Genomic DNA, 15,076 nt, shown 5'->3' with positions numbered 1-15,076 from the left:
GGCCCGCGTCCACACGCGGGAGGTGATCAGTTGGACGTCGGCGGCGCGTCGGGGGTTTCGCCGGTCAGGGTGATCAGGAGGTCGTTCAGGCGGGACACGAACGCGCCCGGCTCCTCCAGACGCGCGCCGGCGGTCAGGACGGCCTGGTCGAACAGGACGTTCGCCCAGTCGGCGAGGCGCGGATCGTCCTGGCCGCGGTTGAGGCGCTCGACCAGCGGATGGCTCGGGTTGATCTCCAGGATCGGCTGGTTCGGGAGCCCGGTGCCGCGCATCCGGCGCGCCAGCGTGAGGTCGGTGTCGGCCTCGTTGGCGACGACGCAGGCGGGCGACGTCGTGAGGCGGCTGGTGACGCGCACGTCCCAGGCCCGTCCCGCGAGGTGCTCCTTCAGTTTGCCGACGAGGTCGGCGTAGTCGGAGCCGGCCTTCTCTGCGGCCTCCTTCTCCGTCGCGTCCTCCAGCGCGCCGAAGTCGGGGGCGCCCTGCGCGACGGACTGGAGCCGCCTGCCCTGGTACTCGGGCGGGAGGCCGGTCACGACGAAGGCGTCCACGGCGTCGCCGAGCAGCAGCACCTCGATGTCCTTGGCGCGGAACGCCTCCAGATGCGGGCTGCTCGCGGCGGCGGACGGGTTCGGCGCGAGCAGGTAGTAGATCTTGTCCTGGCCGTCCTTCATCCGGGCGACGTAGTCGGCGAGCGAGACGTCGGCGTCCTGCGTCGCGGACCGGGTGGACGTGAAGCGCAGCAGCTCGGCCAGGTCCTCGCGGTGGGCGGGGTCGTCGGCGACGCCCTCCTTCAGGACGGCCCCGAACTGCTTCCAGAACACCGCGTACTTCTCGGGGTCGTCCTTCGCCATGCCCTTGAGCAGCGCCAGCACCTTCTTGACGGCGCTGGACCGGATGTGCTCGACCGCCCGGCTCCCTTGCAGGATCTCGCGGGACACGTTCAGCGGCAGGTCGCTCGAATCGATGACGCCGCGCACGAACCGCAGGTGGGGCGGCATGAGCTGGCCGGTGTCCTCCAGGATGAACACCCGCTGGACGTGCAGTTTCACGCCGTGCGTCGCCTGCGGGATCCACAGGTCGAACGGCGCCTGGGACGGGACGTACAGCAGCAGCGTGTACTCGTACCGTCCCTCGACCTTCGCGTGCACGTACGCGAGCGGGTCGGCGTAGTCGCCGGTGAGGTGCCGGTAGTACTCGTGGTAGTCGCTTTCGGCCAGCTCGCTGCGAGGACGCGCCCACAATGCCGACGCCCGGTTCACCGGGGCGTCGTCGTCGCCGATCGCGATGGGCAGGCTGATGTGGTCGGAGTAGCGCTGGACGATCGTGCGGAGCCGGTGCTCGTTGAGCAGGTCCTCCTCGCCGTCGCGCAGGTGCAGGACGATCGTGGTGCCCCGCTCGGCGCGCTCGACGGCCTCCAGCGTGTACTCGCCCTTGCCGTCGGACGACCAGCGCACTCCCTCGTCCGGCCCGAGCCCGGCGCGCCGCGTGGTCAGCACCACCCGGTCGGCGACGATGAACGCGGCGTAGAAGCCGACGCCGAACTGCCCGATCAGCGCCGTGTCGGCCCGCTGGTCGCCCGACATCGCCCGCAGGAACTCGCCGGTGCCCGACCGCGCGATCGTGCCGATGTTGTCGATGACCTCCTGGCGGCTCATGCCGATGCCGTTGTCGGAGATCGTGACGGTGCCCGCGTCCTTGTCGAAGGCGACGCGGATGCCCGGCGCGTCGTCGGGCTCGTCCGCGACCGTCTCGGGCCGGGAGAACCGCTCGATGCGCAGCCGGTCGATCGCGTCCGACGCGTTCGAGATCAGCTCGCGAAGGAAGATCTCCTTGTTGCTGTAGAGCGAATGCGCCATGAGGTCGAGGATCTGGGCGGCCTCGGCCTGGAACCTGAACGTCTCCTCGCCCACGCGCGGACCTTTCTCTCTTCGGCTGTCCGACAACCGGCCAAGATTAAAAAGGCTTCAACGCGAGGGTCAACCGATCCTCGGGCGCGCCCCCACCCCTATTCGGGACAATTCGGGCCAATCTGGGCGGGCGGTCGGCGTAGGGCCGCCTGCGGGATCTTTCGCCGAAGCCGTCACAGGTAGGAGGGCCGTCCGGTCCTAGCTGACGACCGGGCGGTCCACGCCCGGCGGACAGGAAGGCGAGTCATGAAGATCGTGGTCATCGGGGGCACCGGCCTGATCGGGTCGAAGGTCGTCACGAGGCTCGGCGAACGCGGCCACGAGGCCGTCCCCGCCTCCCCGAACACCGGCGTCAACGCGCTCACCGGCGCCGGGCTGGACGAGGCGCTGGCCGGCGCCTCGGTGGTGGTGGACGTGTCCAACTCCCCGTCCTTCGAGGAAGCCGCCGTGCTGGAGTTCTTCGAGACGTCCACCCGCAACCTGCTGGCCGCCGAGGAGGCGGCCGGAGTGGGCCACCATGTCGCGCTGTCGATCGTGGGCACGCGGCGGCGTCACGACATCGGCTACTTCCGGGCGAAGGCCGCGCAGGAGAAGCTGATCGAGGACGCGCCGATCCCGTTCTCGATCGTCCACGCGACCCAGTTCTTCGAGTTCGCGCGGCAGATCGCCGACGGCGCGACGGACGGCGGCACCGTCCGCATGCCGCCGGTCCTCTTCCAGCCGGTCGCGGGCGACGAGGTCGCCGGGACGGTCGCCGACGTCGCGGTGGGCGCGCCGCTGAACGGCCCGGTCGAGATCGCCGGCCCGGAGCGCGTCCGGATGGACGAGTTCTTCCGCGACGCCCTGGCGGCCTGGCACGACCCGCGCGAGGTCGTCACCGACCCGCACGCGCAGTACTTCGGGGCCGAGCTGGACGAGCACACGCTCGTCCCGGTCGACGACGGCGCGCGGCTGGGCGCGCTCAAGTACGCCGACTGGCTGGCCGGAACGGACGCCGTCTAGCCGCGTCCCGGACGGCGGCCGACCGCGCCGCCGTCCGGCGCCCCGGCGCGTGAGACGCTGGCCGCCGGACCAGGATCGACGGGGGGCGCGCCGTGGCGGACGATCTCGACGCCGCCGCGTCCGTCTTCGCCGCCGTCCGGCCGCGCCTGTTCGGCATCGCCTACCGGATGCTGGGCAGCGCGGCCGAAGCCGAGGACGTGGTCCAGGACGCGTGGCTGCGCTGGCAGGCCTACGACCGCGCCACCGTCGCCGACCCGGCCGCGTTCCTGGCGACGGCGACGACCCGGCTCGCGATCAACGTGCTCCAGTCCGCGCGGGTGCGCCGCGAGACCTACGTCGGCCCGTGGCTGCCCGAACCGGTGGCCACCGGCGACGACCCGCATCTCGGCGCCGAACGCGGCGAGGCCCTGAGTTTCGCCGTCCTGATCCTGCTGGAGCGCCTGTCCCCGACCGAACTCGCGGCCTACGTCCTGCGGGAGGCGTTCGACTACCCCTATCCGCGCATCGCCGAGATCGTTCAGACGAGCGAGGCGGCGGCACGGCAGCTCGTCAGCCGGGCCCGCAAACACGTGCGCTCCGGGCGCCGCGCCCCAGCGACCGAGGCCGAACAGCAACGGCTGCTGACCGCGTTCGTGACCGCCGCCCGCGCCGGAGACCTCGCGGCCCTGGAGAAGATCCTCGCCACGGACGCCGTCAGCTACTCCGACGGCGGCGGCGCTGTCCGGGCGTCCCGGTTCCCCGTGGTGGGAGCGCCCCGCGTGGCCAGATACGTCCGGGCGTTCGCGGACAGGTTCTGGACGGGCGTCACCATCGAACGGACCACCGTCAACGGCCAGGCCGCCGCGCTGCTCCACCGCGACGGCGAACTGTTCACCGTGCTGACCGTCACCACGTCCGGCGACCGCATCGACCAGGTCCTGTGGATGATGAACCCGGCCAAACTCACCGCAGCCCGGCCGTGACTCCAGGCAATCAAGTCGTCACTCGTCCGCGACGCCAAGGTCGCCGCACAGCCCGTGCCCCTCTTCCGAAATAAGGGGACAAGGGAAAATATGGCGACCTCCTTTCAGCGAGACAAAGTCCGGCTGGTCTTCGACGCGATGGACGGCGACGGGGACGGCGCCCTCCACGAAACGGACTTCGAAGCCCTGGCCCGCCGCTGGGCGGCGACCCGGGTCGCAGGCGACGAGGACCGGCTCCTGGAGGTCATGCGCGGCTGGTGGAACACCCTGGCCGAACACGCCAGAAACGCCGACGCGGTCTCCGTCGACGACGTCCTGACGGTCGTCGACCTCCTCACGACCATGCCCGACGCGGTCACCGCCACGGCCGACGCGATGTTCGAGGCCGTGGACGAGAACGGCGACGGCCTCATCTCCCCGGCCGAATACCGGCGGATGATCGAGGCGTGGAGCGGCGAAAGCACCGACACCGGAACCACCTTCGACCTGCTGGACTCCAACGGCGACGGCGCGATCTCCCGCGCGGAGTTCGCCGCCCACTGGTACGAGTTCTGGGCCGGCAACGACCCGAAAGCCCCCGGCAGCCGCATCTTCGGCAACGTCCCAAGCTGACCAGGTTGCCTTTCATTACCAAGGGTGTACAGGGAGGTCAGAATTCCGGAACGCTTCTTGATGATTCAAAGGCATCGGCGATCGGGCTGAACCGCATATCAAGATCCGTCAAAGTTGTTGCGGCGGATTCGCGCGAGGAGTTCAGCGGCCTCCCGGGTGCGTTCGTCGTCGGGGCCGTTGATAACGAGGTGGTCGTGGTGGAGTGCCTCGAAGACGACTTCTGCTGCCGCCGTGTCGCCCTCAGACAGATACAACATGCCGATGCTGTGACGTACGTCGAGGGCGAGTTCTCCGGCGTCGCCATCGGCCGCCACGACGTCGTCGAGAAGTCGGCTGAACTGCCGCAGGGCGTCGGTGTTCTGTCCCAGGTTCGCCCGGCAGAGAGCAGCGTAGCGGCGGCATTCGAGCACTTTCCCGCCGGCGGGCCCCTCGGTGCGTGCGAAGACGTCGGCCAGGGCGTCAAATTCCTGAAGGGCCGTGCGGGCGTCGCTGCCAAGGAAAAGGATCAGAGCGCGACGGAAGCGCAGTTCGCGCAGTTCGGTGCTCTCGGTGCCCAGCGCCGGGCCAGCGGCGGCGATGACGGCTTCCACGGCGTCGGCCGCCTGGGTGTACCGCTCGGCTTCGAGGAGTTCGTCCGAGCGAGCGAGCGCGTCGTCGATCGCTCGCCGCAACGCCGGGGGTGCGACGGTCATTACGTCGACTGTCGTGGCAGGCGGCACAAGTTCGCGCCGCTGCCGTTCGCGGCCACGCGGTGCGTTCGGGCGCCGGTACATCAAAGTCGGGTCGGGAACGCTGAGGCTTCGACGGTTCCCGGTGGGCTGAGGCGATCCCGGGCCGGGGAGGTAAGGCAGCAGCCGCTCGTAGACGGCATAGGCGTCGGTTGGACGTTGCTCGGGACTTTTCTCCAGCAAGTCGAGGATCAGGGATTCCAGGGGCTCGGGAACGTCCGCGCGCAGGGCGCGCAGCGGACGAGGCTGCTGGTTGATGTGCTGGTGCTGCAGTTGGTAGTCGCTCGTGCCCTCGAATAGCGGGGAGCCCGCCAGCAATTCGTGCAGCAGGCACCCGAGCGCGTAGAGGTCACTGCGCGGCGTGACCCGGCCTCCGTTGGCCTGCTCGGGAGCCATGTACCGAACAGTGCCCACCGGCCGACCCGTCGCAGTGATCTTCGCGACGTCTGGGCGGAGGATCGCGGCGATGCCGAAGTCCAGCACCTTGACAGTGCCACCGGGCGTCACCAGGACATTGTCCGGCTTAAGGTCCCGGTGGACCACAGGGATCACGTGCGCGTAGGAGAGGACGGTGGCGATCTGCGCGCCCACGGCGGCGGCCCATGAGATTGGGAGAGGGTCGGCTGGGTCGACGTAGGATCGCAGGCCGATGCCATGGACGTACTCCATGACCAGGTAAAGCTCGTCGGCCGCGCCCACATCGAGGACCGCGTCGAAGACCTGCGGCACGCCGTGGTGCTGGATCCGGGCGGTGATCCGGGCCTCACGGCGGAACCGTTCCGCCATGTCGGCGGCGTCCTCGGGAGTGACCAGCATGTCCGGCCGGATCACCTTGACCGCCACTTCACGGTCTAGGACGGTGTCGTAGCCGCGCCACACCACGCCCATGCCCCCTGAGCTGATTCTGTCGATCAGCTCGTAGCGGCCACCGATGGACTTGACCGGCATCTTTTCTCCGCTGGTGTTCGCATTTCGGACGCCTCGCCGTCAGTCTTCCGGCATCGAAGATCACCTGTCCAGCCGTTCGCCGGATCAGGCGGCGAACGGCCGGCACCGGCGGTCGGTCAGGCGACCCCGGTCTGCCGCCGGAGCAGATCCCACGCGGCGCGCCGGGCACGGCTGTTCAATGCGGCCTTGACCTCGGGATCGGAACCGAAGTACTGCCGACCGAGATTTGCGATGGAATCGACGTGGTCCATCATCTTGTCCTCGAAGACCCGGTCGAAGACGACGCCGAAATTCCCCTCATCATCGTTGGCAACGGCGGCCTGCTTGACCTTGGGGTCGGCCAGCGCCTCCTCGAACGGCTTAATGATGTCCTGTTCGGTGAAGTCGGTACCGAACCTGGCGTTGAACCTTTCGATCAGTTCCGACAGCGGTGACTTCTCCTGCTCACGAGCGGTGACCGGGCCGTCCGCGAAGCCCTTCATCGGCGTCGGGTCTTCGGGTGACAGGCTGACGTCGTGCTCGCCGGTCTGCTCGACACGCAGATGGCTCAGGTCGATCTCGCCGATGTCGACACCGCCGTCCGCACGGCGCGGCAGCCGGTTGAGCAGGTGCCGTCCGTAGATGTACAGTTTTTCCAGATCGGCGTCCTGGTAGGGGACGATTTGCGCGAGGAAACCGTACTTGCGGACGTAGTCGCGGAGGTCGGCGCGGAAGTCCTCCGCCACCTGCTGGTCCTCGTCGCCGTCGGCGAGTTCGGTGAACCGTTCGACGGCTGGTGCGAGCAGCCGATACAACTCCGCGTGCAGCCGCTCGGCGTGGGTGGAGGACCCTGTCGCCGTTTCCTCAGCGGCGTGGAAGGCCGCCATGAACTCTTCGATCTCGGAGTCGGACAGGATCCGCGCTGCCCGCACCCGGCTCTGCGCGGTATAGAGCAGGTTCGGGTCGGACGGGAGGGTCGTCGCCTCTTCGTAGTAGGGACGGAATGCCTGCTGGACGTCCGCGGCGTCATTGGAGAAGTCCAGGACCGCAAGGTCGCTTTGACTCTTGCGGTCGGCGGTCCGATTCAGGCGTGAGAGTGTCTGGACAGCCGAGATGCCTGTCAGCTTCTTGTTGACGTACATGGTCGTCAGCAGCGGCTGGTCGAACCCCGTCTGATATTTCTCGGCGACCACGAGGATGCGGTATTCCGGCTGACCTTGCCCGCCCGACCGCGTCGCGAGGTCGTCGGCGCGCGTGTAGGCGAACGCCTTCGGGAGGGCGCTCTCGGGCAGGCCGGCGTTCTCCTTCGACTCGGTGGTCTCCTCGCCCTCGTGGGTGAGGCTGCCAGAGAACGCCACAAGCACGCCGATGCGGTATTGCATGTCGTCGATGTGCTGCTTGATCGCCCGTGACATCTGCACGGCGCTCAACCGCGATCCGGTGACCACCATCGCCTTGGCCCGTCCGCCGAGCCGACCCTTGGTGTGCGACCGAAAGTGCTCCACGATGATTTTCGCGTGCTGCGCGACGGTCGAGGGGTGCAGCAGTGCGAACCGTGCGAGCAGCGGGTTGGCCTTGGCCGGGTCGACGTCCCGGTCGTCCGGGCCTTTGTTGACCAGTTTCCAGAACGTGCCGTACGTGATGTAGTTGCGCAGCGGGTCGAGAATGAATCCCTCCTCGATGGCCTGCCGCATCGAGTACGTGTGGAACGGCCGGTAGGTCGGTTCCGCACCGGTGGTGTCCAGCGTTCCGAACAGTTCGAGCGTCTTGGACTTCGGCGTCGCGGTGAATGCGAAGTACGACAGGTTCGCTGCCCGCGACCGTTGCGCGGCCTTGCGCTCGGACTTGGCCTGGACGGTCGTGGCTCCCTTGTCGTCCGAGTCGGCGTCCAGGCCCAAGTCGCGCAGCGCCGCCTTGACGGCCGTGGCCGCGTCGCCGGACTGGGAGGAGTGAGCCTCGTCCACGACGATCGCGAACCGGCAGCCAGCGATCTCGGTGGGGGCTTCCCTGAGGTAGTTGATCAGTGCGGGAAAGGTCTGGAGCGTGACCGTCACGATCTTTCCGGTGCGCTGGGCGAGGGCGCGGGCGAGCTGCTCGGACTTCGCCCCGTACCGCTCGTCGATCTTCACGACGAGACCGGCGGTCTGCTCCAGCGCGGCGACCGTCTCACTGAGCTGCGCGTCGAGACTGCGCCGGTCGGTGATGACGATGACCTTGTCGAAGACGGGGGTGCCCGGCTCCACGCCGTTCGCCCGCGCCTCCGGGGCCAGGTCGCCGGCGTTCACGGGCGTGTGCAGGGACGTGAGGCGGTGCGCGAGCCAGCCGATGGTGTTCGACTTGCCGGACCCGGCGGACGCCATCACCAGGTAGTTGTGACCGGCGCCGTGCCGGGCGGCATGCGCGACCAGCTTCGTCACGACGTCCCACTGGTGGAACCGGGGGAAGATCGTGGTCGTGGTGAAGCGGCCCCCGGACGTCTTCGTCCGCTGCTCATGGACGAACCGTTGCAGCAGATCGAGCCAGGTGTCCGGCTCCCAGATCCGCTCCCATAGGTACGAGGTCGCGTATCTGCCGGGCGTCGATGGGACGGGATTGCCCGCGCCACCGGGCCTTCCGGGACCATCGGAACCCGTGTTGAACGGCAGAAAGCGGGTCTTGGCGCCGCGCAACCTTGTCGCGACGAACACCAGGTCCGGATCGACGGCGAAGTTCGCCACGACCCGGTGCCGGAAGATCAGCTCGCTCGGATCGCGGTCGCTGCGGTACTGCTCCTTCGCCTGCTCGACACCTTGCCCTGTCAACGGGTTCTTCAGCTCGGCCGTCGCGACAGGGATGCCGTTGAGGAACAATGCCAGATCCAGCCGGTTTCCGCGGTCGGACTGCTTGGCCGCGTACTCCAGCTCTCGGACGACCGTGAGCCGGTTCGCCCGGTAACCGTCGAGGGCAGCGTCGTCCAGCACAAGGTTCGGCTTGAAGTACGCGACGCGGATGAGCACGCCCCGGTCCTTGACACCCTTGCGCAGCACGGCGACCAGGCCGTCCTCGGCGATGGCGCGATCGAGCCGCCGCGCGAACCCGAGCTGGGCCGCGTCCGGGTCGTTGCCGTAAAGAGTGAGAAGACGTTCCCACTCCTCGGCCTGCGTCTTGCCGATGAAGGTGAAGAGATGCCCGGTGTCCAGCCCGAGTTCGGGACGGTAGTCACGAGGATCGCCCTCCCGCCACCCACGCTCCACCATCGCCGCGACGATCGCGGACCCGAACGCCCGCTCGTCATGCGCAGGGCTCATGACCTACTCCGTAACCCCACGACCGGAAGCCGTGGAAACATCGAACTGCCCCGTGACCGCGGCCGTGATCAGCGCCCGCCTCCGCTCGGCCAGCAGATCAAGCTGCCCTTTCACTTTGTCAGTGAGTCGATCGGCCTTCTCATTGTTACGTCGAATGCGCTGAACAATTTCGCGCTGGTCGTCCACTGATGGCGGAAGTGGAATTTTCAGCATCTGGAGATCGGGTACATAAATGGTCTTGTGCGTGGACCCCATCGCGAGGCGCCCAAGGAGATCCTGTCGCATAGCGCGCAAACACCACAGGAGATAGTATGGATCGAGTCGAGGACCGCACGTCCACGTAACGAAATCCTGGCTAGTCGCCATGTCGGTACCCATGACTGCGGAATAGCCCGCGGAAGCAGTGCGGCAGAGGACAACGGTTCCCCGGGGGTGCAGTTCTGCCGAAGAGTTCCGCATCCCGAGCACGCTAATTTTTTCACGTGTGTGCGTGATGACTTCTGTCCGATCGTCCCGGACTTGCTGCACCTCGCCCGTGGTGATCCACGGAATTGTGCAGTCTTTCCACCACTCTGGCTTAGATCGGCTCGGTGTGTGCCCGCTGCCCATACGCGCCAGCAGACCGACGCGCACCTCGTCCCAGGCGTCCGGTAGGAACTCCGCCCACGGCAGCTTAGACCTTCGGCCAGTCGTGGCACCGCCTAGAATTTGGTTGACTACCGCGGCTGTGCGTCGTTCATCAAGTACTTCAAGTAGCCTTTTGCTTGTGGCCACAGTTCGGTCTATGTGGGCGGTTTCGGCGTCGAGGAAGTCAGCGATGTGCCGCTGCTCAAGTGGAGAGCACGTATAGAGGGGAAAGGACGCCAATTCGTTCGTCGATAGCTCCATGAAAGTGGAGCCAAGTCCGAGCGATTGTAGTTCCTCACGGCGTGCCTCGAGCTGGTAGCCGTAGAACTTGCTGTTCGCCGTGCCCGTTGGAACGAGTCCTCGACAGCCCTGGTTGAACGCTGTTTCTTCTGTCGCAATAGATATATAGCCAATGGGGGCGCGCGTGGAAACAATGAGCGAATTTCGTGGCACGGTCGCCGATCCATTTTCAGCACCGTTTCGGGTGATTGCGCGCCTCGTCTGGTGAATGGCTGCGAAGTGTTCTCCGAAGTCGGCGGGTGTCGCCCAAGGAATCGTGCCGTTCCAGTACGCGACATCCTGTGCAGGCGTTCCGCCATTTACTACCTTAAAAATCCGTCGGAGTGGAATGGTCGGGAACGTCATTCGGTCACCGCGCTCAAGAGGGCCTGAATCTCGGCTTCAAGGTCCTTCAACTCGGCATCGATTTCGGAAAGGGGTCGTGGGGGTTGGTAGGTGTAGAAGTGGCGCGTCACCGGAATCTCGTAACCGACCTTGGTTTTCGTGTGGTCGATCCAGGCGTCGGGGACGTGTGGGAGGACTTCGCGCTTGAGGTACTCGTCCACGTCCTCCTCGAGCGGCACGTTCTCGAAGTCGCGTAGGTCGGCGTCCGGCTCTACAACACCCTTGCGATCCTTCTGGACTTCACCCTCGAGGTCGCGGACGCCGACGGCATCGCGGACGGCCTTCGCGAACGGTGCGCTGGACGGCCACTGGAGACCGGCGTCCACGACCGCGCCCATTAGGGCGTTCAGGCTTTCGAACTTCGTAGGCCAAGTCGTGCCGAGGAGGGGGCGCAGCGCATCGATAAACTCGTCAGCGTAAGGGAGCTTTTGCACGTGCTTGAGTGCAGCGAGTGCGGCGAGTGTCTCGTCCGTCAACTCGAAGCGCAGCTTGAGCGGGCGTTCTACCGTGATGCGATGGTAGCCAAAATCGGTGTTGCGGAAGACCTTGACCTTGTCGTGCAGTGGGTGGTCGGGGTCCTTGGCGACCTGCAGTGCATCGCCGTAGAGCCGGGTGATCTCGCCGATGTGGTCGGGACGGCCGTCTTTGCCGTCGCCGATCTCCTTGCGTTTATCACCGAGGGACTTGCGCATCTTCTGCCAGTAGTCCCGGGCGTCCAGCAGGACTACCTTGCCCTGGTGGTCGACGTTCTTGCGGTTGGTGACGATCCAGAAGTACGTCGAGATGCCGGTGTTGTAGAAGAGCTGGTCGGGCAGCGCGACGATGGCTTCCAGCCAGTCGTTCTCCAAAATCCACTGGCGGATCCGCGACTCGCCGGACTCGGCCGCGCCGGTGAACAGCGGTGAGCCGTTGAAGACGATCGCGATCCGGCTGCCACCCGCCTCCACCGGCTTCATCTTGGAGATCATGTGCTGCAGGAAGAGGAACGAACCATCGTTGATCCGAGGCAGGCCGGCACCGAAGCGTCCGGATTCGCCTAGCGTGTCGTGCTCGTGCTCGACCTCGTCCTTGACCTTCTTCCACTCCACGCCGAACGGCGGGTTGGCGAGCAGGTAGTCGAATTTCTCGTTGCGGTGGCCGTCGTCGCTGAAGGAGTTTCCGAACATGATGTTGTCCGGCTCCTGCCCCTTGATCATCAGGTCCGACCGGCAGATAGCCCACGACTCGCCGTTGAGTTCCTGCCCATAGACCTCGACCGTGGCATCTGGATTGAGCCCGGTGATGTACTCATGCGCCGTGCTGAGCATTCCGCCGGTGCCGCACGCCGGGTCTAGGATCTTGCGGACGATGCCTGGCACGCTAAGTGCGTCGGCGTCGGGCGCGATGAGGAGGTTGACCATGAGCTGGATGACCTCGCGGGGCGTGAAGTGCTCTCCGGCCGTCTCGTTCGACAACTCGGAGAATCGCCGGATGAGGTCCTCGAAGAAGTAGCCCATCTGGTGGTTGGACACAACTTCGGGCCGTACGTCGAGGTCGGCGAACCGTCCGACGACCTTGTACAGCAGGTTCGCGGCGTCCAACCGCTTGATCTGCTGCGCGAACTCGTACTTCTCCAGCACTTCGCGCGCGTTCGGCGAGAAGCCAGCGACGTACCGGGCGAGGTTCGGCGCCGCGTGCTCCGGATCGGCTGCGACCTTTTCCAACGTGTAGGCAGTCGTGTTGTAGAACGACTGGCCTGACGCACGGCGCAGAAACCGGTCGAGATCGAGGTCCTGGTCCTTGAACCGCTCGAGCATCTCTTGCACCGCGCGCCGGGTCGGTGCGAGGACAGTCTCCAACCGCCGCAACACCGTGAACGGCAGGATGACCTTGCCGTATTCGGACTGCTTGAAGTCGCCGCGCAGCAGATCGGCGACCGACCAGGCGTGGTTCACCAATTCGGTGTGCTTACCGGTGTCCAAGATGCCCTTCCTGCGTTCCGTGGTCTGGGGTGAGTCTCAGTGTCGTCCATCCGAAGGCGTCCGCGTGCCGGACTCAGGGAGATTCTCCGCCGGGTGGAAGCAGTGCGCCGCCGGTGAGTCCTGTGGTCAGGAGATCCGCCGCCTGGTCGGCACGCCCGGCCGCGTCCCTGGCGGCCCGGCGAAGCCGGTGGATCATCTCGAACGCCCGGCCGTAGGTGCGTTGCTCGTCCAGCGGCAGCAGCGGGATGCGCAGGCGCGACGCCACCAGATGATGCGTCGAGGTTCCCGTGGTCGCCTGGCTGATGTTGTCGCTCGCGCCTGCGAACCCCGCGAGGAACCACGGGTCGAGCCGGTCCGGGTCGGGGCGCAGCAGATGGACGCCGTTGCCCAGAAGACATCCGGCGTCGCACTCGTCGGCGACCCTGACCGCCGCGCCCGTCGGACTGGCCGTCTGGGCTAGCAGGACGTCTCCGGCCGCAATCACGACCGAGCCGGTGAGGCGCTCCTCTTCGGGATCTCCCTCGGCCTCCGCACCGTCGATGAGGTCCCGGGCGCGCAGGACGCGGCGTCCGGCAAGTTCGGCGGGGACGTCGCCCGCAGGGCCGCTGCGGTTTCCTCGGTGGACGGTGACGGCCCGTCCGTTCACCAGGTCGGCAAGGCTCGCGCTGCGCCACGTTCGGCCGGAGCCATCGGCCGGGGACCAGCCGTCCAGCTCGCTCGCCTTCGCTAGCGCCGCCACGTCTTTCGCCAGCCGTTGCACCATGTCGGTCAGGTGCCGGGCCGCGATGGTGGGGGTCACCACGAGTGCCGTGCGGACGTGCCGGGCGGGCGCGAGATCGACGAGGTCGTCCAGCAGGTCGATCGCGGGAACGCCGCGGGCGGTCGCCGGGATCGCGGCGAACGTGGCCGGGGAGGCGGAGAACGCCCGCCACACCTCGTTGACGCGCTGCCGGATCGGACTCTCGTCCGGAGCCTCGTCGCGAGCGCGGCTCGCCGCGGACGTCTGCTGGCTGACGTCGGCGAACAGCACGACGTCCTCCCCGACCCGGGGCTCGGGCGGACGGTGCAGTATCCACAGGTGAAGCCCGATGTGGTAGGGGACGGCGAGTCCGGAGGGCAGCGCGATCACGGCCCGCACGGCGCCCTGCCGGAGCAGCTCGGTCCGGATCCGCCGCCCGGACGGGCGCGAAGCGGTGGCCGGTGGCAGCAGCATTGCGGCCTGGCCACCATCGTCCAGATGCGCCAGGACATGCTGGACCCACGCCAGTTCGGGTTCCGCGCGCGGCGGCACTCCGAAGGCCCACCGCGGGTCGAGCGCCAGCTCCTCGTGTCCCCACTCGCGGTCGCCGTAGGGCGGGTTGCACACCACCACGTCCACCCGGAGTCCGGGGAAGGCGTCGTCGCGCAAGCTGTCCGCGCCGCGGACGTCTACGTGAGCGCCGGGTAGCGCCTCCCGCACGCGGGCGTGGGTCAGCGCCGCAGCGATGACCCGGCTGTCCTGTCCGTAGACGTGCGCTTCCGGTCCAAGGCGGGTGGCGGTCGCGGTGAGCAGGGTTCCGCCACCGCACGCCGGATCGAGGACGCTGTCCATCCGTGCAGGCCCGGTCGTCGCCAGATCCGCCATCAGCTCGGCGACGACGGCGGGCGTGGGGTGGGAGCCGCGGACGCCGGGCGGGTCGTCCGCGCGGTCGTCGAGCGCGGCGAGGATCGCGGCGGTTCCCTCCTCCGCCAGGACGTTGACGGCCGAACGCCAAAGGGCGACCGTGTCGCCCCCGGGGGGCGGGGGCGTCATTCCGGGAACGTCCTTGTGCAAGGCGAGTAGCGCGTCATCACCGACGTTCGCGATGCGGATCCGCTCGGCCGTAGCAAACCCGGCAAGGTGCGCCACCAGCAGAGCCAGCGCTTCGATCTCCGCGGCGCTACGCCCGCGCAGCCGGGTGCGCAGGTCGTCGGTGGCCGAACGATCCGGTAGTTGCCCCCGCGCCTGAAGCCATGCTTCCACCTGTCGGCGGTCGTAGGTCGGGCTTGCCTCCGTTCCTCCGCTGGGCTGCGGGAAGTCGGGGTGACGGCGGCGCCAATTGCTGACGGTCGCCCGCGTTACCCCCGCGAGCCGGGAGATCTCGACGGCGGTCAGCTCGTCGCTCGACGGGGGCATCAGTCTCCTTGGGAAGCTTTCGGGAACGCCGTTACCTTACATGCTTCCAGCCTGAAGATTGTTTGACAAGGCTTTCAGGCTATGCTCTCATGGTATCGCTTTCAATCAGTGGAACCTGCCTCAGGTCACCGCTCGAACAGGCTGGCCCATGGCATCCCGCCGCCCCGGCAGAGTTGACCACCACAGATGCGTCCCCGGGCGTATCGCAACCGCAACTCAGACGC

General features: G+C 67.4%; 9 protein-coding genes. 3 read left to right on the top strand and 6 right to left on the bottom strand.

Annotation, left to right across the window (positions count from 1 at the left end):
• Positions 1-26 precede the first annotated feature (26 nt).
• Positions 27-1,910: a molecular chaperone HtpG gene (gene htpG / locus GQ466_RS12460; protein ID WP_161103019.1), complete on the bottom strand. Its 1,884-nt coding sequence runs from the start codon at positions 1,908-1,910 to the stop codon at positions 27-29.
• Between the two features lie 243 nt (positions 1,911-2,153).
• Here htpG and GQ466_RS12455 point away from each other — a divergent pair, with 243 nt between their 5' ends.
• From GQ466_RS12455 to GQ466_RS12445, 3 genes are all read left to right on the top strand, one after another.
• The gene (locus tag GQ466_RS12455) at positions 2,154-2,909 is read left to right on the top strand and encodes an SDR family oxidoreductase (RefSeq protein WP_161103018.1); all 756 of its coding nucleotides are present in this window, start codon (positions 2,154-2,156) and stop codon (positions 2,907-2,909) included.
• 92 nt (positions 2,910-3,001) lie between these two features.
• Complete coding sequence (locus tag GQ466_RS12450; protein WP_161103017.1) at positions 3,002-3,871, top strand: RNA polymerase sigma-70 factor; 870 nt, start codon at positions 3,002-3,004, stop codon at positions 3,869-3,871.
• Positions 3,872-3,961: 90 nt separating this feature from the next.
• Positions 3,962-4,483 (top strand): EF-hand domain-containing protein, encoded by a 522-nt coding sequence (locus tag GQ466_RS12445; protein ID WP_161103016.1) that lies wholly within the window; start codon positions 3,962-3,964, stop codon positions 4,481-4,483.
• A 98-nt stretch (positions 4,484-4,581) separates the two neighbouring features.
• On the opposite strand, the gene GQ466_RS12440 is transcribed toward GQ466_RS12445, so the two are convergent.
• The 5 genes from GQ466_RS12440 to GQ466_RS12420 all read right to left on the bottom strand — a co-directional run bounded on the left by GQ466_RS12440 (position 4,582) and on the right by GQ466_RS12420 (position 14,852).
• Positions 4,582-6,159 (bottom strand): serine/threonine-protein kinase, encoded by a 1,578-nt coding sequence (locus tag GQ466_RS12440; RefSeq protein WP_161103015.1) that lies wholly within the window; start codon positions 6,157-6,159, stop codon positions 4,582-4,584.
• Between the two features lie 116 nt (positions 6,160-6,275).
• The gene (locus GQ466_RS12435) at positions 6,276-9,425 is read right to left on the bottom strand and encodes a type I restriction endonuclease subunit R (protein WP_161103014.1); all 3,150 of its coding nucleotides are present in this window, start codon (positions 9,423-9,425) and stop codon (positions 6,276-6,278) included.
• Between the two features lie 3 nt (positions 9,426-9,428).
• On the bottom strand, positions 9,429-10,697 hold the full coding sequence (locus tag GQ466_RS12430) for a restriction endonuclease subunit S (protein ID WP_161103013.1): 1,269 nt from the start codon (positions 10,695-10,697) through the stop codon (positions 9,429-9,431).
• Positions 10,694-12,670, bottom strand: a complete 1,977-nt coding sequence (locus GQ466_RS12425; RefSeq protein WP_337193437.1) for a type I restriction-modification system subunit M — start codon at positions 12,668-12,670, stop codon at positions 10,694-10,696. The genes GQ466_RS12430 and GQ466_RS12425 overlap by 4 nt, the downstream gene beginning before the upstream one ends.
• A 100-nt stretch (positions 12,671-12,770) precedes the next feature.
• On the bottom strand, positions 12,771-14,852 hold the full coding sequence (locus GQ466_RS12420) for an N-6 DNA methylase (protein WP_202420400.1): 2,082 nt from the start codon (positions 14,850-14,852) through the stop codon (positions 12,771-12,773).
• Positions 14,853-15,076: the final 224 nt, after the last annotated feature.

It is taken from the genome of Actinomadura rayongensis, assembly GCF_009831215.1.
GTDB classification, from domain to species: domain Bacteria; phylum Actinomycetota; class Actinomycetes; order Streptosporangiales; family Streptosporangiaceae; genus Spirillospora; species Spirillospora rayongensis.
This window is presented reverse-complemented; position numbering and strand designations above follow the sequence as displayed.

What these genes read in the sequence shown, in the direction of transcription:
- GQ466_RS12435 (WP_161103014.1), bottom strand. Translation starts at nt 9,425, where the DNA reads ATGAGCCCTGCGCATGACGAGCGGGCGTTCGGGTCCGCGATCGTCGCG.
- GQ466_RS12430 (WP_161103013.1), bottom strand. Translation starts at nt 10,697, where the DNA reads ATGACGTTCCCGACCATTCCACTCCGACGGATTTTTAAGGTAGTAAAT.
- GQ466_RS12445 (WP_161103016.1), top strand. Translation starts at nt 3,962, where the DNA reads ATGGCGACCTCCTTTCAGCGAGACAAAGTCCGGCTGGTCTTCGACGCG.
- GQ466_RS12455 (WP_161103018.1), top strand. Translation starts at nt 2,154, where the DNA reads ATGAAGATCGTGGTCATCGGGGGCACCGGCCTGATCGGGTCGAAGGTC.
- GQ466_RS12420 (WP_202420400.1), bottom strand. Translation starts at nt 14,852, where the DNA reads ATGCCCCCGTCGAGCGACGAGCTGACCGCCGTCGAGATCTCCCGGCTC.
- GQ466_RS12440 (WP_161103015.1), bottom strand. Translation starts at nt 6,159, where the DNA reads ATGCCGGTCAAGTCCATCGGTGGCCGCTACGAGCTGATCGACAGAATC.